The sequence below is a fragment of the Streptomyces beihaiensis genome, assembly GCF_026274175.1.
Taxonomy (GTDB): domain Bacteria; phylum Actinomycetota; class Actinomycetes; order Streptomycetales; family Streptomycetaceae; genus Streptomyces; species Streptomyces beihaiensis.
Genome location: NZ_JAPHNL010000034.1, coordinates 1 through 17,372 on the forward strand (window position 1 = coordinate 1; position 17,372 = coordinate 17,372).

Annotated in this window: 21 protein-coding genes and 1 pseudogene; 3 read left to right on the top strand and 19 right to left on the bottom strand. The window is 70.5% G+C overall.

The features are described from left to right. Positions 1-109 precede the first annotated feature (109 nt). The 6 genes from OFY01_RS04800 to OFY01_RS04825 form a co-directional block, all read right to left on the bottom strand. Entirely contained in the window at positions 110-1,474 is a 1,365-nt protein-coding gene (locus OFY01_RS04800; protein ID WP_266596596.1) for an ABC transporter substrate-binding protein, read from the bottom strand. A 161-nt stretch (positions 1,475-1,635) separates the two neighbouring features. Continuing rightward, positions 1,636-2,643 carry a LacI family DNA-binding transcriptional regulator gene (locus OFY01_RS04805; protein ID WP_266596598.1) on the bottom strand — a complete coding sequence of 336 codons (1,008 nt, stop codon included), beginning with the start codon at positions 2,641-2,643 and terminating at the stop codon, positions 1,636-1,638. Positions 2,644-2,739: 96 nt separating this feature from the next. Then, the gene (locus tag OFY01_RS04810) at positions 2,740-3,861 is read right to left on the bottom strand and encodes a phosphotransferase (protein WP_266596600.1); all 1,122 of its coding nucleotides are present in this window, start codon (positions 3,859-3,861) and stop codon (positions 2,740-2,742) included. 178 nt (positions 3,862-4,039) lie between these two features. Further along, the gene (locus tag OFY01_RS04815; protein WP_266596602.1) at positions 4,040-4,936 is read right to left on the bottom strand and encodes a winged helix-turn-helix domain-containing protein; all 897 of its coding nucleotides are present in this window, start codon (positions 4,934-4,936) and stop codon (positions 4,040-4,042) included. Positions 4,937-5,011: 75 nt separating this feature from the next. Further along, on the bottom strand, positions 5,012-5,698 hold the full coding sequence (locus tag OFY01_RS04820; protein ID WP_323135476.1) for an HAD family hydrolase: 687 nt from the start codon (positions 5,696-5,698) through the stop codon (positions 5,012-5,014). A gap of 62 nt (positions 5,699-5,760) precedes the next feature. Further along, on the bottom strand, positions 5,761-6,666 hold the full coding sequence (locus tag OFY01_RS04825; protein ID WP_266596606.1) for a winged helix-turn-helix domain-containing protein: 906 nt from the start codon (positions 6,664-6,666) through the stop codon (positions 5,761-5,763). A gap of 160 nt (positions 6,667-6,826) precedes the next feature. Here OFY01_RS04825 and OFY01_RS04830 point away from each other — a divergent pair, with 160 nt between their 5' ends. Together OFY01_RS04830 and OFY01_RS04835 are read left to right on the top strand one after the other, a co-directional pair. Further along, complete coding sequence (locus OFY01_RS04830; protein ID WP_266596608.1) at positions 6,827-7,018, top strand: hypothetical protein; 192 nt, start codon at positions 6,827-6,829, stop codon at positions 7,016-7,018. A gap of 217 nt (positions 7,019-7,235) precedes the next feature. Next, entirely contained in the window at positions 7,236-7,421 is a 186-nt protein-coding gene (locus tag OFY01_RS04835; protein WP_266596610.1) for a hypothetical protein, read from the top strand. 163 nt (positions 7,422-7,584) lie between these two features. Here the strand turns inward: OFY01_RS04835 and OFY01_RS04840 are convergent, their stop codons facing one another. Continuing rightward, on the bottom strand, positions 7,585-8,208 hold the full coding sequence (locus OFY01_RS04840) for an RsiG family protein (protein WP_407700279.1): 624 nt from the start codon (positions 8,206-8,208) through the stop codon (positions 7,585-7,587). Positions 8,209-8,408: 200 nt separating this feature from the next. Between OFY01_RS04840 and dtd the strand changes: the two genes are divergently transcribed. After that, complete coding sequence (dtd, locus tag OFY01_RS04845; RefSeq protein ID WP_266596612.1) at positions 8,409-8,846, top strand: D-aminoacyl-tRNA deacylase; 438 nt, start codon at positions 8,409-8,411, stop codon at positions 8,844-8,846. A gap of 18 nt (positions 8,847-8,864) precedes the next feature. On the opposite strand, the gene ygfZ is transcribed toward dtd, so the two are convergent. The 12 genes and pseudogenes from ygfZ to OFY01_RS04900 form a co-directional block, all read right to left on the bottom strand. Continuing rightward, entirely contained in the window at positions 8,865-9,830 is a 966-nt protein-coding gene (gene ygfZ, locus OFY01_RS04850) for a CAF17-like 4Fe-4S cluster assembly/insertion protein YgfZ (RefSeq protein ID WP_266596614.1), read from the bottom strand. A 34-nt stretch (positions 9,831-9,864) separates the two neighbouring features. Then, a complete protein-coding gene (locus OFY01_RS04855) occupies positions 9,865-10,335 on the bottom strand; it encodes a Fur family transcriptional regulator (RefSeq protein ID WP_266596616.1) in 471 nt (156 codons plus the stop codon). A gap of 42 nt (positions 10,336-10,377) precedes the next feature. After that, positions 10,378-10,950 carry an FABP family protein gene (locus tag OFY01_RS04860; RefSeq protein WP_266596618.1) on the bottom strand — a complete coding sequence of 191 codons (573 nt, stop codon included), beginning with the start codon at positions 10,948-10,950 and terminating at the stop codon, positions 10,378-10,380. Between the two features lie 237 nt (positions 10,951-11,187). Further along, on the bottom strand, positions 11,188-12,168 hold the full coding sequence (locus tag OFY01_RS04865) for a hypothetical protein (protein WP_266596620.1): 981 nt from the start codon (positions 12,166-12,168) through the stop codon (positions 11,188-11,190). Continuing rightward, on the bottom strand, positions 12,165-12,842 hold the full coding sequence (locus tag OFY01_RS04870; RefSeq protein WP_266596621.1) for a hypothetical protein: 678 nt from the start codon (positions 12,840-12,842) through the stop codon (positions 12,165-12,167). Before OFY01_RS04870 ends, OFY01_RS04865 begins: the two co-directional genes overlap by 4 nt. Before the next feature lie 260 nt (positions 12,843-13,102). Continuing rightward, positions 13,103-13,846, bottom strand: a complete 744-nt coding sequence (locus OFY01_RS04875; protein ID WP_266596622.1) for a hypothetical protein — start codon at positions 13,844-13,846, stop codon at positions 13,103-13,105. Between the two features lie 188 nt (positions 13,847-14,034). Continuing rightward, positions 14,035-14,295, bottom strand: a complete 261-nt coding sequence (locus OFY01_RS04880) for a DUF3099 domain-containing protein (protein WP_266596623.1) — start codon at positions 14,293-14,295, stop codon at positions 14,035-14,037. Positions 14,296-14,402: 107 nt separating this feature from the next. Next, the gene (locus OFY01_RS04885; RefSeq protein ID WP_266596624.1) at positions 14,403-14,690 is read right to left on the bottom strand and encodes a DUF1416 domain-containing protein; all 288 of its coding nucleotides are present in this window, start codon (positions 14,688-14,690) and stop codon (positions 14,403-14,405) included. 42 nt (positions 14,691-14,732) lie between these two features. After that, positions 14,733-15,578 (bottom strand): sulfurtransferase, encoded by an 846-nt coding sequence (locus OFY01_RS04890; RefSeq protein WP_266596625.1) that lies wholly within the window; start codon positions 15,576-15,578, stop codon positions 14,733-14,735. A 165-nt stretch (positions 15,579-15,743) separates the two neighbouring features. Beyond that, positions 15,744-15,851 carry a putative leader peptide gene (locus OFY01_RS32520; protein ID WP_407700280.1) on the bottom strand — a complete coding sequence of 36 codons (108 nt, stop codon included), beginning with the start codon at positions 15,849-15,851 and terminating at the stop codon, positions 15,744-15,746. Positions 15,852-16,188: 337 nt separating this feature from the next. Next, complete coding sequence (locus tag OFY01_RS04895) at positions 16,189-16,917, bottom strand: LmeA family phospholipid-binding protein (RefSeq protein ID WP_266596627.1); 729 nt, start codon at positions 16,915-16,917, stop codon at positions 16,189-16,191. 186 nt (positions 16,918-17,103) lie between these two features. Then, positions 17,104-17,372: pseudogene (locus tag OFY01_RS04900) on the bottom strand (hypothetical protein); the annotation flags it as partial.

Here is a 17,372-nt window from a genome sequence, read left to right on the forward strand (position 1 = left end):
TACGCGCAGTTGTTCCGGGAGGCGTTGGATGCCGCGTATACCCGTCACCCGGGTCCGGCTCTGGTCGGCCGCGGCCGCCGCGCGGTGTGCTGCGGTCTTCATGGCTGCGTCAGCCCCGCGCGAGGATGCCGTCGATCTTGCCGGACGCGTCCTTGAGCAGGTGGTCGATGTCGGCGTCCTTCTTGGTCAGGACGGCGGACATCGCGGCGTCGAGCACGGAGTAGATCTGCTGGGCCTTGACCGGCTCCAGCTTCGGGTCGAGCTTGGGGGTGCCGTCGGCGAAGGACTGGTAGTTCTGGACGGGCACGTTGGCGTACTTCTTCTTGAGCGCCTGGTCCTTGGCGTCGGTGGCGCCGGTGAACAGGCGCGGCTCGGGCAGGCCGACGGGGTCGTTGTGGGCGGCGGTGCGCTTGTAGTCGTTCATGTAGCCGCGGCCGGGCGTGAGGAAGGTGTAGTCGAGCCACTTGAGCCCGGCCTTGATCTGGGCGGGCGTGTCCTTCTTGTTGAACATGTAGCCGTCGCCGCCGGCGAGGGTGCCCTGGCCGCCCGGCATGGGGGCGAGGGCGAGGTCCTTGTAGTTGCCGCCCTTCTCCTTGACCAGGATCGGGATGTTGTCGGGGGCGGAGAGGTACATGCCGAGCTTGCCGGAGCCCATCATCTGCTGGACGTCGTTGAGGACGAGCAGCTGCTTGCTGCCCATCGACTGGTCGTTCCAGCGCATGTCGTGGAGGTTCTGCAGGACGGCGCGGCCCTGGGCGTTGTCGATGGTGGCCTTCTTGCCGTCGGGTGAGACGACGCTGCCGCCGCGGGAGTACATCTCGGCGGTGAAGTGCCAGCCGCCCTGGTTCTGGGCGCTGTAGTCGGCGTAGCCGACGGTGCCGTCGCCGAGGGCGGCGATCTTCTTGGCGTCGGCGCGGACCTCGGCCCAGGTGGTGGGCGGCTTGTCCGGGTCGAGTCCGGCCTTGGCGAACAGCTTCCTGTTGTAGAGCAGGCCCATGGAGTAGTTGGTGCGCGGGACTCCGTAGATCTTGCCGTCGACGGTGTAGACGTCGCGCAGCGACTTCCTGATGGCCTGGTAGCCCTTGAGGTTCTTGACGTACTTGGTGATGTCGGCGGCCTGGTGGATGTCGACGACGTGCTTGACGTCGGTGAAGTACGTGTAGAAGACGTTCTCCATCTGCCCGCCGGCGAGCTTGGCGTCGAACGTCTTGGGGTCCTCGCAGGGGAAGGCGTCGTGGGCGACGACGTCGATGTCCTTGTGGCTCGCCGCGAACGACTTGAGGTCCGCCTGGAAGTTGGCCCGGTCGGTCTTGGACGACTTCGGCGGCATGCAGTTGACCGTGATGCGGGTCTTGCCGTCCGCGGTGGTGGCACCGCTGTCGGAGGAACTGCATGCCGTGAGCCCGAGCCCGGCGACGGCGAGGCCGGAGGCTATGGCGGCTGTGTACGTGCGGCGGAACCCGGAACTTCTCATGGCTGGACCCCTTGCTGGGTGGCGGCTCGCTTGCTCGCTGTTGCTCGCTGTGTGGCGCCGCACACTCAACCATCGACCGCGCGACTCCGCAATATCCCGCGCCAATTACGTAAGATTTTGACAGTCGACCGCAGGACCGTGCCGCCCGCGGCGACCGGGGGCTACCGGGGCGCCTGCCCGGTCGACCCGCGCACCACCAGCTCCGGCTCGAAGAGCAACTCGTCCGAGACGACCGCGCCGCCCGCGATCTGCGCGCCGAGCAGCTCGACGGCCGCGCGGCCCATCGCCTCTATGGGCTGGCGCACGGTGGTGAGCGGCGGCTCGGTGCAGTTCATGAACGCGGAGTCGTCATAGCCGACGACCGAGATGTCCCGCGGCACGTCGAGACCGCGCCGCCGGGCCGCGCGCACCGCGCCGAGCGCCATGGGGTCGCTCGCGCACACGATCCCGGTCACCCCCCGGTCGAGCAGCCGGGCGGTGGCGGCCTGCCCGCCCTCGATCGAGTACATGGCCCGTACGACGTGCTCGTCCGGCAGGTCCCGCCCCGCCGCAGCGGCCACCGCGCGCGCCGCGACGAGCTTGCGCTGCGAGGGCATGTGGTCGGCGGGGCCGAGCACGAGCCCGATCCGCTCGTGCCCGAGCGAGGCCAGGTGCCGCCACGCCTGCTCGACGGCGACGGCGTCGTCGCACGACACGGTCGGGAACCCGAGGTCGCCTATCGCGGCGTTGACCAGCACGACGGGGATGCGCCGGTCGGCGAGGACCCGGTAGTGCTCGTGCGGCGCGCGCCCCTGCGCGTACAGCCCGCCGGCGAACACGACACCGGAGACCTGCTGCTGCAACAGCAGGTCCACGTAGTCCGCCTCGGACACACCCCCCTTGGTCTGCGTGCACAGCACCGGGGTCAGCCCCTGCTGGGCGAGCGCCCCGCCGATCACCTCGGCGAAGGCCGGGAAGATGGGGTTCTGCAGCTCGGGCAGGACGAGTCCGACCAGCCGCGCCCGTTCGCCGCGCAGCTGCGTGGGCCGCTCGTAGCCGAGCACGTCGAGCGCGGTGAGCACGGACTGCCGCGTCGCCGCGGAGACCCCCGGCTTGTTGTTGAGGACCCGGCTGACCGTGGCCTCGCTGACTCCGACCTTCCGGGCAACGTGAGTAAGTCGTCGCGTCATGACGCAAGGATAATGCAAGCGCTGTTCAAAACTTGCTGACAGGAGTACGAAATTCCGCACTCCGCACGCGCGGATGAGCAGTCGTCCCGCGCCCGCCTACCGGCCCGACAGCCACCGTTTCAGCGCGTGAGCCGCGGCCTCCGGCGAGGGCACGTACGTCAGGCCGAGCGGCGGCGCCGCCCGCCGCAGCAGCCGGTGGAGCTTCACACCGCTCCCGGCCAGGCTCGCGTCGAGCACGTGCGCGGGCACGGCCGGCCCGGTGGGCAGCGCCAGCGCCGAGCGGATGACGTCCGTGAACACCGAGTGGGCGCGTTTGAAGTCGAGCAGCAGAGGCAGGTCATCGCGCCAGCCGCGGGCGGCGCCGGGCCGGACGCCCTCCACCGTCCGCGCCCACATCTCGCCCACGCGGTGGCGCTGCCACACCGGGTAGCGCATCAGGTGGACATGCGTGGCGAGGTCGTACAACGGGTCGCCGAACATCGCCAACTCCCAGTCGATGAACCAGAGTCGGCCACGGCCGTCGACGATCAGGTTCTCCCGGTGCAGGTCGGCGTGGAGCAGCCCGAAGGGGCGCCGGTGGAGTCCTTCGACATGGCTGCGCAGCCGCTTGAAGGCCACGTCGTCGACGCCGAGCGCCGCGAACAGGCCGCCGAACTCGTCGTGGTGACGCCGGTAGACGCGGTCCTCCGTGAAGCGGATCAGGCGCTCCAGGAACCGCCCGGTCTCGCCGTCGGCCGGCATGTCCTGCGGGGAGCAGGTGCGGCGCGCGGACAGGGCGGCGGGGTCGATGACGACCAGTTCGGCGAAGACTCGCATGATCTGCTCGACGAGCCGCCCAGGAACCGCCTTGCCGAACGGGTACGACGCGCCCAGCGTGGTGCCCTCGATGAAGCGCTGCAGCGTCACCCCGCCGGTCTCGATCACCCGCGGAACACGGGAGACGCGGCCGGCCAGCGCCCGGACGACCTCCTCCTCGGAGGCGAAGCACCTCCGGTCGAACCAGAAGAGGCCCGGTCTCGGCTCGCGGCACTTCCAGCGGTTCGGCTCACCGCGGCCGTCGAGGGCGAGCGGAACGACGTACGTCTCGTGGTGGTGTCCGTGGAGGGGCCCCTCGACCACCCCGCGGCCGCCGCCGAGCGCGACGGCCGTCCGCCAGGCTCCCGACGCCCCCGACACCCCCGACGCCTCAGATGTTCCCGAGGCCACGTCCGCCACCATCGACCGCTTCTCCCGCAGAGCGTGACATCGGTGCCACGCGAGTGTGAGGGCACGCTACTCCGCCACGCACGACGCCCGCTCGACGACCGGTCGTCCGGCCCAGCCCGTACACCTCATGAGCGAATCCGCCGGATACCGTGCGAAGCGTGTGCGACTCCCCCGTGCCGCCGCCGTCGGTTCACGCCCGCGGCACGGCCCGCGCGACGTGCTCCCACACCTGGTCGAACATCAGCTGTTCCGCCGCGACGAACTCGGCCTCCAGCGCGTCCCCGTCGGTGTCGAAGGCGAACATCGGTGTGCTGATGCCCTCGACGTCGCACAGCGACACCGGGTTGTCGCCCTCGTAGTCGTCCAGCTCCCGCAGGACCGTGTGGGGGATGTAGTGGCCGATGAGCGCCTCGCGCCGGTTGAGGAGGTACACCTTGCGGGTCGGCGTTCCGTTCAGCTCCCGGAACTCGACCCGCACGTCGATGCCGCCGATGCGGCGCAGCCCGTTGAAGTTGTGTTCGAGCACGGTGCGTTGGGCGTGCATCTGGCGGACATTGCGTTCGTGCACCGCCGCGTCGGTCTTCGCGTCCTGGCCCCAGCCCTGATCCGGGGCCGGATAGTCGAGGTGCTGATCGGCGCGCGGCAGCAGCACCCGTACGTGGAGGGAGTGCGGCCTGCTCGAACCGTCGTAGACCCGTCGCAGCGGCTCACCCAGGGACACCATCAGCGTCTCCGCCGTCAGGCACGCCACGTCGAGGCGGACCTCCCGCTGGTCGAACGCCGCCACGAGACGGGGGCCGAGGATGCTGCGGGCCGGGCGGGCGGCGGGCGCCGGTTCGGGGGCGCCGTGCCCGGCCACCTCGGGCGGGCGGCCCCTGGTCACGTTCGTCAGGAGCCCGTCGGACCGCAGGCGCTGCAACGCGCTGCGCACCGCGCCCCGCTCCACGCCGAACTCCTTCGACAGCGCGTACTGGGTGGGGAGCCGCTCACCCGGCCTCAGGGCACCGGACCTGATCCGCCGCCGCAGCTCGTCGGCGATGGTCTCTGCGGTGAAAGCGGAGGTCGAGTCGGCTTCGTCGTTCACCACTGCGCACTCCCGTCCGGCGTGCATATATGCCAAGTTCCTCCAACTCTACGTCAGTTGGCAGCCACCTTCACCCGGTCAGCGGCGCTTCCGTACGAGGTCGAGGACCGGCTCAAGGGAGCTGACCACGGCCTCGGCGCCGGCCGCCCGCAGCAGCCCGGCTTTGCGCTCGTTGCGCGCGTACCCGAGAAACGGAACGTCCGCCGCGCGGGCCGCGAGCAGGTCCGTGGCGGTGTCGCCGATCATCAGGGCCCCGGCGGGGGCGGCGCCCAGGGCGTTCAGGGCGCGGTGCAGGCAGTACGGGTCCGGCTTGAGGCGGGTGAGGTCGGCGGTGCGGCCGTAGATGTGCGGCTCGAAGCAGCCGGACAGGTCACGGTCGGACAGGTAGCGGCGCACGGCCCGGGGGGAGTTGTTGGTGGTGACGGCGAGGCGGACGCCGACCGCCGCCCAGGTGCGGATCAGCGGGTCCGCGTGCTCGGTCGGCCAGGCGGAGCGCACGGCCCACAGCTCCTGTTCGGACAGCCGGCGTTCCATCTCCTCGACGAGGTCGCTGTCGGGCCGTTGCAGGCCGAGGCTGCGCAGCGCGGCGTGCGGGTCGTCGTCGCCGCGCTCCTTCTCGGTCAGCACGTCGCCGAGGCCCTGCGCGTCCAGCCACTCCACCTGTTCGCGGGCGATCGTGTGGGCCGGGCGTCCGGCGAACAGGCGGCAGATCGGTCCGTCGAAGTCGAAGAGCACGTGCCGCGCACCTCGGACCAACTCGGTCATTTTCCGGTGTTCTTCTGTCTCATCCGCCACCGGAGCAGTCTCTTTCTCCGCATCTGAGGTCACTAGGTGAGTGTGAGGTCGGAGGAGATGGTTGCCCAGAGGGCGTCGAACCACTTCTGCGACTCCTCCACGAACGCCCGGTCCCGGCCGCGCGCCCGCTGCTCGAAGGAGAACAGCAGCGCCTGTGTCCCGGCCGCCGAGAACAGTTCGAGGCGCGTGCCGCTGTCGATCTCCTCCTCGCGCCTGGTGACCATGTAGTACGACAGGAGGGCCTCCGAGCCGTTGAGCACGTACAGGCGGACCGGGGGCGTGAACGGCACGGCGCGGAAGGTCACCGTCACGTCGATCCCGTGCGTGTCGCGCAGCGAGCGCAGGTTGTGGCGGAGCACCTGGCCCTGGGCGTTGCGCGTGTCGAGCCAGGCCCGGTGGACCGCGTCGTCGCCGTCACTGTCGCCACGGCCGTCGCCGGGGCCGTCGCCGGGGCCGTCGCCGTTGGCGCCGCCGGTGCCGCCGGGCACCGCGGCCGGGAAGGCGAGGGAGATGGCGCGGCTGGGCAGCATGACGCGTACGTGGAGGGAGCTGGGGCGGAGTTCCCCCTCGTGGATGCGGCGCAACGGCTCGCCCAGGGCGAGCATCAGCGTCTCGGAGGTCAGGCAGAGCGCGTCGATGCGCACCTCGGGGACGCGGAACGCCTCCACCAGGCGCGGGGAGAGCGCAACCATGCTGGGCCGCGGGGTGTCGGGGGCCGTGGCCGCCGCGTCGGCGACACGCGGCGGGCTGCCCTTGGTGACGTGGCTCAACAACCCGTCGGCCTGAAGCAGTTGAAGCGCCTGGCGGACCGCGGAGCGCTCGACGCCGAACTGATCGGCCAGCCGGGCCTGGGTGGGCAGCCGGTCCCCCGGCCGGAGGCTGCCCGCCCTGATCCGCTCACGCAGCTCGTCGGCGATCTCCTTCGCCATGTCCGTCATGACTGTCACGCTCCCCTGGAGTCTCAGCCAAACCGTACAACTTCAGCGAATTTGGCGGCAGTTGTTCGCCAGCCGTTTATGGCGGTCGACCAACCGGGGACAACATGAGTGTAGTTGGTTGCCAAGTCAGTGGTAGTTGGCCGACGCGGGAGGTACCGTCATGCCCTTCCTCAACCTCTTCACAGCGGTGGTCCTGATCACGCTCGAACAGCTCGCCCAGTGGCGGTACGGTCCGGCCGGGCTCGTGGGCCTGCTGCTGCTCGCCGTCGGCGCCAGGACCCGCAGCACCGCGTGCAGCTCGCTCGGCGCGGTGCTGCTCGCGCTCGTCGTCGCGGGGCCCACGCTCCAGTGACCAAGGGAGCCGCACGCCGACCGGTGCACGGCCCGCGCCCACGACCAAACCCTACAACTTCCCGCCATCTTCGAGGAGTTGCGGAAAAGGTGGTTATGAATCGCGTCGGAACGGAGATAAGTACCAGTGAGTTGGTGACCAACTCTCACGACATGGTCGATCAGTCGGCGAAGTCCCCTGAGTTGGTCATCGCTCGCCACCCGAAGGAGGTAGGAACATGCCGCTCTTCGCCATCCTCGTCGCCGCACTCGCCATCGGATTCGAGCAGCTCGTCCAGTGGAAGTACGGGCCGATGGGCATTCTCGCCTTCGTGGTGTTCTCCATCGGGCTCAAGGCCAAGAACACCACCATCAGCGGCATCGGGGCCGTCGCCCTCGTGATGCTGCTCGCCCAGAGCGGCTGACCGGGCTCTCAACTCGGAGGGGAGCCGGGAGCCCGGTCGGTCTTCAGAAAACGTCGGGGCACCACGGGCGCCGCGGCGTGTCGGGGCACCACGGGCGCCGCGGCGTACGGAACAGGGCGCGTAGCGGCGGCCACCGCATTTCCCGTCGGCCGGCCAGGCACCGTCACCCGTCCAACAGGTCGTCCACCTGCGCCTCGCCCTCCCGGTACCTGCGGGCGATCTCCGAGCTGCAGTCGTCCGCGACGCGCTGCAGGTCCTGCCGCCGCCGCGACACCTGCTGCTCGTACCGGACGAGCCGCCCCATCGCCGCCCGCAGCTCGTCGTCCGTACGGGCGCCGAGGTCGGAGAGCTCGACCTCGGCGAGCATCTCCGAGGCCAGGCGGCGGGACTCCTCGCTGTGCGGCGTGCCGAGCGTGACGTGCCGGGCCGACGAGCGCTGGCGTGCCGCCTTGTCCCGCAGGATCTCCGAGAGCCGGTCCACGACCGGCGACTCGGGATCCCGGCGCCGTTCGAGCTCGGCCCGCAGGATGTCGATGCGGCCCTGCAACAGGCGTCGTACGTAGCTGAGATCGGCCTCGTCCTGCTGCGAGTCGCGGCGCAGCGTACGCAGTTCGGCCAGGCACAGGCCCGAGAGCTCCGGCGTCACGGCGGGCGGCAGCTCGGGGCTGCCGGTGCGCTGGACCGGCGGCCGGACCAGCGGTGCGACCCGGGCGACCCGGCCCGCGTGCGTCAGCGACACCGGCTCGCCGGGCAGCCCGGTCCTCGGTGAACTCGGTGTGTGGCTCATGGCGTGAGCATCCATGGTCTGCTTTCCGTCCCCTCGACCGGACCGACGCGGCACGCCATCGGCGCACCGCGTGTCAGCATGGTGCCACTCCTTGTGGCCAGTTCGTGCGCGAGTGCCCCATATCCGCCCCGGATGGGGGGTTCGAATCGGGTAAGACGGACCGGGCCCGGGTCAGGCACGGACCGGGCATGATGGGCGGCATGCGTGCAGTGGTGCAGAGAGTCGACGGCGCGAGCGTCGCCGTGGACGAGGACGGCGAGACGAGGACCGTGGGCGAGATCAAGGGCGAGGGCCTGTGCGTGCTCGTCGGGGTCACCCACGACGACACGAAGGAGAAGGCCGCCCAGCTGGCCCGCAAACTCTGGTCGATCAGGATGCTCGCCGACGAGAAGTCGTGCAGCGACATCGGGGCACCGCTCCTGGTGATCAGCCAGTTCACGCTGTACGGGGACGCGCGCAAGGGCCGCCGCCCCACCTGGAACGCGGCCGCGCCGGGACCGGTGGCCGAGCCGCTGGTGGACGAGGTCGTCGCACACCTGCGAGCGCTCGGCGCGACCGTGGCAACGGGACGCTTCGGCGCGAAGATGCGGGTGGGGCTGACCAACGACGGGCCGTTCACGGTGCTGCTGGAGATGTAACGGCGGGGCCGGAGCCGGTCAGGGCTCGACCACGATCTCCTGCGCCGCCGCGGTGCCCTCCGCGAGGAGTTCCGCGTCGGCCGGAACGTTCCGCTTGACCAGGGCGAGCGCGATGGGGCCGAGCTCGTGGTGGCGTACGGACGTCGTCACGAAACCGACCTTGCGGCCGTCCGGCCCGTCGGCGGCGAGCCGTACCTCGGCGCCGTGCGGTGGCAGGTGCACCTCGCTGCCGTCCAGGTGGAGGAAGACGAGGCGGCGCGGCGGCTTGCCCAGGTTCTGCACGCGCGCGACGGTCTCCTGCCCGCGGTAGCAGCCCTTCTGCAGATGTACGGCCGAGCCGATCCAGCCCAGCTCGTGCGGGATGGTGCGGTGGTCGGTCTCGAAGCCGAGCCGCGGCCGGTGCTGCTCGACGCGGAGGGCCTCGTGGGCGAGCAGGCCGATCGCCGGACCGTTCGCCGCCACGTACGACTCCAGGTCGCCGCGCGGCAGGAAGAGATCACGCCCGTACGCCGTCTCGCGCACGGTCACCCCGTCGGGCGCCTGCGCGATCGAACCGGCCGGCAGGTGGACGACCGCGAACTCGGCGGTGCGGTCGGCGACTTCCACCCGGTAGAAGAACTTCATCGACTCCAGGTAGGCGAGCAGTGCCTCCTGGGTGCCGGGCTCCACGTGCGCCCAGGTCGTCGTGCCGTCGTCGACCAGGTACAGGGCGTGCTCGATGTGGCCGTGCGCGGAGAGGATCAGGGCCTCGGTGGCCTGGTCCGGCGGCAGCTCACTGACGTGCTGGGTGAGCAGCAGGTGCAGCCAGCTCAGCCGGTCATCGCCGGTCACGGTGAGGACACCGCGGTGCGAGAGGTCCACGACGCCCGCCCCGTCGGCGAGGGAGCGCTGCTCGCGGAACAGGTCGCCGTAGTGCGCGGCGACGCCTTCGTCCACGCCCTCGCCGGGGACGGCGCCGGGCAGGGTCAGCAGGGGGCTCTTCATGGTCACACAGAGTACGACGAGTGGCCGCCCACGCTTATTCCTGGGCCACGGACTCGGCCCGGGACTCGGACTCGGACTCGGTCCCGGACTCGGCGGAGCACTTCCCGCACCGGCCGAAGATCGCGAAGTGCTTCAGGTCGGTGTCGAAATCGAACTCGGCGCGCAGCTTGGCGGTGAACTCCGCCGCCACGGCCACGTCGGCCTCGATCACCTCGGTGCAGTCCCGGCACACCAGGTGGATGTGGTGGTGCCGGTCGGCGAGGTGGTACGTGGGAGCGCCGTGCCCGAGGTGGGCGTGCGAGACGAGACCGAGCTCCTCCAGGAGCTCCAGGGTGCGGTAGACCGTGGAAATGTTGACCCCCGACGCCGTCCTGCGTACTTCGCACAGGATGTCGTCGGGGGTCGCGTGCTCAAGGGTGTCCACGGCTTCGAGGACAAGCTGGCGCTGCGGCGTCAGCCGGTAGCCGCGCTGCCTCAGGTCGCTCTTCCAGTCGGTGTTCACCACACCGCCGAGTGTAAGCCGCCCGGTGGGACCCTACGGCTGTGCCTACTTGAAGAAGGCGATGCCGTCGTCGGGCATGTCCGGGAGGTTGCGGGCCATCTCCGCGACCTCCTCGGGGCTGACGACCTTCTTCAGCTGGGCCGACATGTAGGGGCGCAGCGGAACCTCGGGGGTCTGCTTCTCGCCGACCCACATGAGGTCGCTCTTGACGTAGCCGTACAGCCGCTTGCCGCCGGTGTACGGGCCGGAGGCCGCGGTGCGGGCCACGGCGTCGGTCGCGAGGTCGATCTGCGGCTTCTTGTCGGCGAGCTCGCCGTACCAGACCTCGACGACACCGTCGTCGCGGACCATGACGACCTCGACCTTGCGCTCCTTGTCGACCCGCCAGTAGCCGGACTCCGACTCCAGGGGGCGCACCTTGTTGCCGTCCTGGTCCAGGATCCAGGTGTACGAGTGGTACTCGAGGAAGTCCCGCCCGTCGTGGGAGAAGGAGACCTCCTGACCGAAATTGGCCTTCTCGGCGCCCGGGAAGTCGGTGACGCCCGCGCCCGCCCAGTTGCCCAGGAGGAAGGCGAGCGGTACGAGGTCGGGGTGCAGGTCGGACGGGATCTGGATCATGATCTGGGGAGTTTCCTCGACGGGTCGGGCAGGGGGGTCAGCGCTGGCCCTGGTACAGCTTCTTCAGGGACAGGCCGGCGAACGCGAGAACGCCGACGCAGACCAGGGCAAGGAGAGTGGAGAAGAAGGCCTCAAGCACGGGTGCTCCTCGGTGAGCGGTAGCGGTAGCGGTACGAGAACCGGGCCCCACTGTAGTCGTGCGGGGCCCGGAGCTCTCGACGAGGTGGGTCCGGCAGGTCAGCCGAGAAGCTGGTTCTGCAGGACGACCGTCTGCCGGAACGGGACCGTGAGCGTGGACCCCTTGCGGGACTGGACGACGAGCGCGACCACGTCACCGGCCTGGATGTACGCCTGGCGGATCTGCTCGGCGCCGCTGGACCGCAGCTCCTTGAGGACCCGCAGGGAGGTGTAGCGCACGTGGCTCTCGTCGCCCGGCCAGGAGAAGTCCTCCTCGGTCTCGGGCGCACCGACGAGACCGGTCGAGCTCGACATGACGGTGTCGCGGTAGGCGCGCGCGAACGCTCCGGTGTCAAAGCGCAGCAGGTAGATGCGGGTACGCGTGCCGTCGGGCATGGTCCAGCCGCGCGCGGCGATGTGCCGCAGACCGCCGTCCTTGAGCTCCTGCGCGAGGTCGCCGCGCCCGTCCTTGCCGTAGGCGTCCAGATACGTCGACGTGGGCAGCCAGCCGTCCTTGCCGCTCAGCGTCTTGTCCTCGGTGGCGCCCTTGGGCGCGGGAAGGACGAGCGCCCGCAGGTCGGCGAAGTGCTCCTCGCGGTCGTTGTCCTCGGCGAAGGCGGCCGGGTCGCCCTCGGGCAGCGGGGGCTTCTCGATCTTCGGGTAGTCCCAGCGGCCGTCGGCGCGGGTGCTGAGCCCCGGCAGGTCGCCGCGGGTCTCCTGCGTGACGCCGTAGGCGGCCCCGGCGCCCAGCACGGCGAACACGGCCACGGCGGCGGTCCAGCGCAGCACGGCCCGCAGGCGTCGGCGGTCCTTGGCGGCGGGCGGGGCGATCGGGGCGGGCGGGGCGAGTGAGGTGGTTAGGCCGGGTGGGGCGGGTGGGGCCATGGGGATGGCGTAGGGGTCGTTCGCCTGGGGCTGAGACTGCGGCTGCGGCTGGGGCTGCGGCTGCGGCTGGGGCTGCGGCTGGGGGTGTGCGGGGACGGCGCCGAGCTGCATCGTCTCGTCCGGCGCGGGTCCTGTCGGCTCGGGCTGCCGGCTCATATCTGCTTCCCTCCACCCGACGAGATCCGGTCGAGCTGTCGCGCCAGCAGGTCCGCCACCGCCTTGGTGTCGAGCGGCTTGGGACCGTACGCCGTGACGGAGACCAGGAGATCGTCCTCGTACGCGCTGCACAGCATCATGTCCAGCTTCTTGCTGCTCTTGCGGGGCGCCATGAAGCAGTCGGCGTTGCGGTAGCCGTCGATCTTCGGCCCCTTGGTGTAGCCGCCGAGGACGCGAAGGAACTCCGACTGGAAGTCCTTCAGGCGGCGGCCCGCGCTGTGGTTCTGCATCTGCGACAGCTGCGTGTCGATGACGAGGTCGTAGGTGGTCGCCGTGTAGCTGCGCATCGCCAGGCCCTTGAGCTGGAGCTTGTCGATCGCCTTGCGGCGGGCCTCGCGCTCGCGGGCGGGCAGGTCGTCCGCGCTCGCCTTGAGGCGGGCCACGGCTTCCTTGCCGGTGATCACCTTGTCGTTGCCGAACTCGTCGATGTCGGGTCCGGGGATGTAGCCGTCCGGCACGGGCAGCAGGCGTCGGCTGAGGTCGCTGCCCTTGCCCTTGGCGGACGGCTGCTTCTGCTGCTGCAGATCGCCCCATGACCGGGTCGAGACCGTCCGGTCGGCGCCGTTCACCTTCGTCGCGGTGAAGCCGACCCCGCCCACGACGGCCAGTGCCACGACGCACACGCCGATGACGCGCGGCAGACGGCCGCGGCGCTTCGGCCCGGCGGGCGGTTCGGTCGCGGGTGTCCCGGTCGGCGCGGCGGGTGCGGGCGACGGCCAGGTGTACGCGGTCGGCGCGGCCTGCTGGGCCGGCGAGGGAAGGGGCGAGGGCGAGGGTGAGGGGGAAGGTGAAGGTGAGGGCGAAGACGGGGACGGGGGCGGGGGTGAGGGCGGTGCGGACTCGGGCGGTAGGGGTGCCGACGGGTACTGGTCGCTCACAAGCGCTCCAACTGCCGCTCGGCCAGTGCCATCGCGGTCTTCTTCGAGATCGGCTTGGTGTCGTAGAACCAGATGTCCATGACGATGTCGCCGCGCGCGGCCAGGGCCCTCGCCCGGTACAGCGGCAGGTAGCCGGGCTTGCGGTCCGGCCGGTCGAAGACGTAGACGCGGCCGTTGGAACTGCCGGGGATCGGCCGGCCGTCGTTGCCCGCCCAGTCGCTGTCCGCCATGTAGCTCTTCTGGCCCTTGAGGAAGGTGCGCGAGCCCAGGCTCTTGGCGTCCCGGAACTGGATCAGCTGGACCTCGGTCGCTGACTTCCCCTGCTCCCACGAGGCCACGGCCGCGCGCCGGAAGGAGTCGTCCGAAAGGTCGCCGAACACGTCGTCCGGGTGCTCGAACAGGCCCGCGAAACCGTACTGGTCGAGCCAGCCCTGCGCCTCGTCCGCGGTCTGGGCGCCGGAGGGCCGCGGCACGAGGAGCTTGCGCAGGTCGCCGTCGGTCCTGACGCGGCGGTCACCGGTGGCGGCGGCCACCTCGTGCGCGGGCCCGCCCTTGGCCTGGGCGACCGTCTCCTGGGCGAGCGGTGGCAGCGGGTCGGGCGCGCGCCCCGCCTGCACCACGTATCCGGTGCACACTCCCGCGACGACGCCGAGCACGGCGGCGCAGGAGATCAGCAGGCCGGTGCGGCGACGTCTGACGGGCGGCTCCTGTACGACTGGTTCTTCTTGTGCGTCATCCACGTGATCCAACAGGGTCCCCCCTCGGAAACTCGAAGCGCGGATTCCGAATCCGCGCGCGCACAGGAGACCCGTGGCCGCGGCCCGTGGTTGTACGGGCCCGGATCACGATTTGAACATGCCTATGACAATTCCGGACGGACCATCGCCAGCCTCAGGAATGGCGCCGATGCCGAGGAATACCGCCGGCCTCAGGGGCGGCGCTTCTTGCCGTCCAGCTCGTCCCACCACTCGTCGGACTTCGGATCGCCGGACGGATCGTCCCACCAGCGGTCCTCGGGACCGCGCCGGTTGGCGACGATGGCGGCGACGGGCGGGATGACCATGGCGACCACGCACATGGCCACGGCGGCCGGGATCGACCACAGCCGCACCACGCCCCACGCCAGGACGAACAGGGCGATGCAGCCGCCCATCATGGCGAAGTACACGTGCTTGCGCCGTGCCAACATGCCTCAAGGGTAGGCCGCCCGGCGGCGGGCACGCCAAAGGGCCGCACCCGCTTACCAGTGGCGTCCAACCCCCTGGGGTGCGGCCCTTCGGCCGTTCACGGGTTCGCTCAGACGGCGATCGCGACCTCCGCGAGGCCGCCGTGCTGGGCGACGACCGTACGGTCGGCCTGGCCGCCGGGGACCAGGGCGCGCACGGTCCACGTGCCCTCGGCCGCGTAGAAGCGGAACTGGCCCGTGGCGGAGGTGGGAACCTCCGCGGTGAACTCGCCGGTCGAGTCGAGCAGCCGGACGTAGCCGGTCACCGGCTCGCCGTCGCGGGTCACCTGGCCCTGGATGGTGGTCTCACCGGGCTTGATGGTCGAGGCGTCGGGGCCGCCGGCCTTCGCACCGCACATGTGGAACTCCTGGAGTGAGTAGAGGGGAGGAGGGCGGTCGGGTTACTTGTTGGCGCCGAGCTCGATCGGCACGCCGACGAGGGAGCCGTACTCGGTCCACGAACCGTCGTAGTTCTTGACGTTCTCGACGCCGAGCAGCTCGTGCAGCACGAACCACGTCAGGGCCGAGCGCTCACCGATACGGCAGTAGGCGATGGAGTCCTTGGCCAGGTCGACCTGCTCCTCGGCGTACAGCGCCTTGAGCTCGTCGTCCGACTTGAAGGTGCCGTCGTCGTTGGCGTTCTTCGACCACGGGATGTTGCGGGCGGACGGGACGTGGCCCGGACGCTGCGACTGCTCCTGCGGCAGGTGGGCGGGGGCGAGGAGCTTCCCGCTGAACTCGTCGGGCGAGCGCACGTCGACCAGGTTCTGGGTGCCGATCGCGTTCACGACGTCGTCGCGGAAGGCGCGGATCGAGGTGTCCTGCGGCTTGGCCTTGTAGTCGGTGGCCGGGCGGTTCGGGACCTGCGAGCCGTCGACCAGGTCGCGGGAGTCGAGCTCCCACTTCTTGCGGCCGCCGTCGAGGAGCTTGACGTCCTGGTGGCCGTAGAGCTTGAAGTACCAGTACGCGTAGGACGCGAACCAGTTGTTGTTGCCGCCGTAGAGGACGACGGTGGTGTCGTTGGCGATCCCCTTCGCGGAGAGCAGCTTCTCGAAGCCCTCCTGGTCGATGAAGTCGCGGCGGACCGGGTCCTGGAGGTCCTTGGTCCAGTCGATGCGGATCGCGTTCTTGATGTGGTTCTTCTCGTAGGCGGACGTGTCCTCGTCGACCTCGACGATCGCCACGTTCGGGTTGTCGAGGTTGGCCTCGACCCAGTCGGCGTCTACCAGGACGTCGCTGCGGCTCATGCTGTGTTCCTCCGGGGCAGTTGCGGCGGGGCATGCGAACGAAAGTGGTGCGAACAGGGCTGTGCGCACGGGGATTCACGAGTGGCCCGAACCGTGTCGGTCAGTGCTCGACGGACTCGACGGGCCTGGCGAAGCGGGATTGCGCCGACGTGCCGACGGTCCCGCTCAGATGGAGCGACAGAGCATGGCGGCGACGCGGCACAGGTCTACTGCCCGCCGCTTCGTGAGATCCGCCTGTCCCCGCGACTGGAGGACGCTCGAGTAACGCTGCATGGCGTCGATCGTATGTAGGTCCGGGCGGCCGTGTCACCGGCGTGTCGGATGATGAGACACGATCATCCACTATGCGGGACGAATGACCTTCGCCCCGCGGCCGGGCCCACCCCGGAGTCCGGCCGCCACGCCCTGCCCATCTGCTGTACGGACGACCCTGTCTCGCAGTACGGACAGACGCCGACGGAGGCGTGGGCGTGGGCGGAGGCGCAGACGTGGATGGAGGCTTGGGCGGAGGCACAGGCGTGGGCGTGGGCGTGGGCCTGGGCAGAGACGCAGGCGGGTGCGGGCGAGCTGGGGCGGGTGCGGGCAGGGGCAGGGGCGGGCAGGTGGGAGCTCAGCCGACGAGCTTCAGGTCCGAACCCTTGACCGAGATCTCCACACCGTTCCTGCCCGGCTCCACGTTGTCGAGCGAGATGCCCGCGGGCAGATTGTCGATGGCCTGCCGGAAGTCGGTCACCGCGCGGACCCGGTTCTCGGCGAGGTCGAGCGCGTGGACCTTGGGCAGGCTGTCGGCGTGCGCGGAGACCTTGCCACCGACGACCTTGACCGTGCTGAGCACCGTGGGGGTGACGGAGCCCAGCGGGGTGCGGAGCGTGACGGTCACCTTGACCTTGCCCGGACCGCCGTACGCGAGCCCGGTGATCTTCGCCGTGATGCCCGGCGCGACCGGCGCGGGCTTCTGCTGCGCGACCGCCTTGAGCAGCTCGTCGTAGGAGACGTGGGCGGTGCCGGTGGCCGAACCGGCGGTGGCCGAGCTGTAGCTGCTGTCGAACTTCACGTCGCGCATCTCGGCCCGCAGGTCGGTGATGTGGACGGAGTTGCCGTCCGCCTTCGCGTCGTACTCCTGGATGCCGATCTCGACGTCGTCCAGGGTGCCACCGGCGGCCTGGGTCAGGAACGGGAAGCCCTTGATGGACACGTCAGGGGTGTCGGCGAGTCCTTCGCTGGTCCGCACCTTGTCGGCCGCCTCGCTCTCGGCGAAGTGAACCGCCACCCGGTCGGCGATCACGAACAGTCCGCCGAGAACGACGACGACGATCAGCAGTATCCGCAGTGCGCGCATGGCCTTGAGGCTCCCCCACGATTTTGGTCCTTGGCCGCGAGCGTACGCGGCCGGGCCGCACCGACGCGGCCCCGGCCGGAGAGTTGTGGCGAAGTTGTCGATCGCGCCCGCACCCGCCCCCGCGGGCGCCGCGGGGGCGGAATCACGGGGGCGGATCGCGAGGACGGATCGCGGGGGCGGGGCGCCTCAGCTCAGCACGCGGCCGAGGATCTGCACCGCCGGTGCGGCCAGGGCGAGCGGCAGCGCCACGCCCGCCGTCATGTGCACGAACCGGGACGGATAGTCGTACGAGGCGACGCGCAGGCCGATCAGCGCGCAGACACCGGCACCGACGCCGAGCAGCGTCCCGTCCGTACCCACGCCGGTCACACCGCCCATGGCGATGCCCGCACCGGCGGCCGCGACGAGCGCGACCACCACGGACGCGGCGGTCGGCAGCGGCAGCGCGCGGGCCA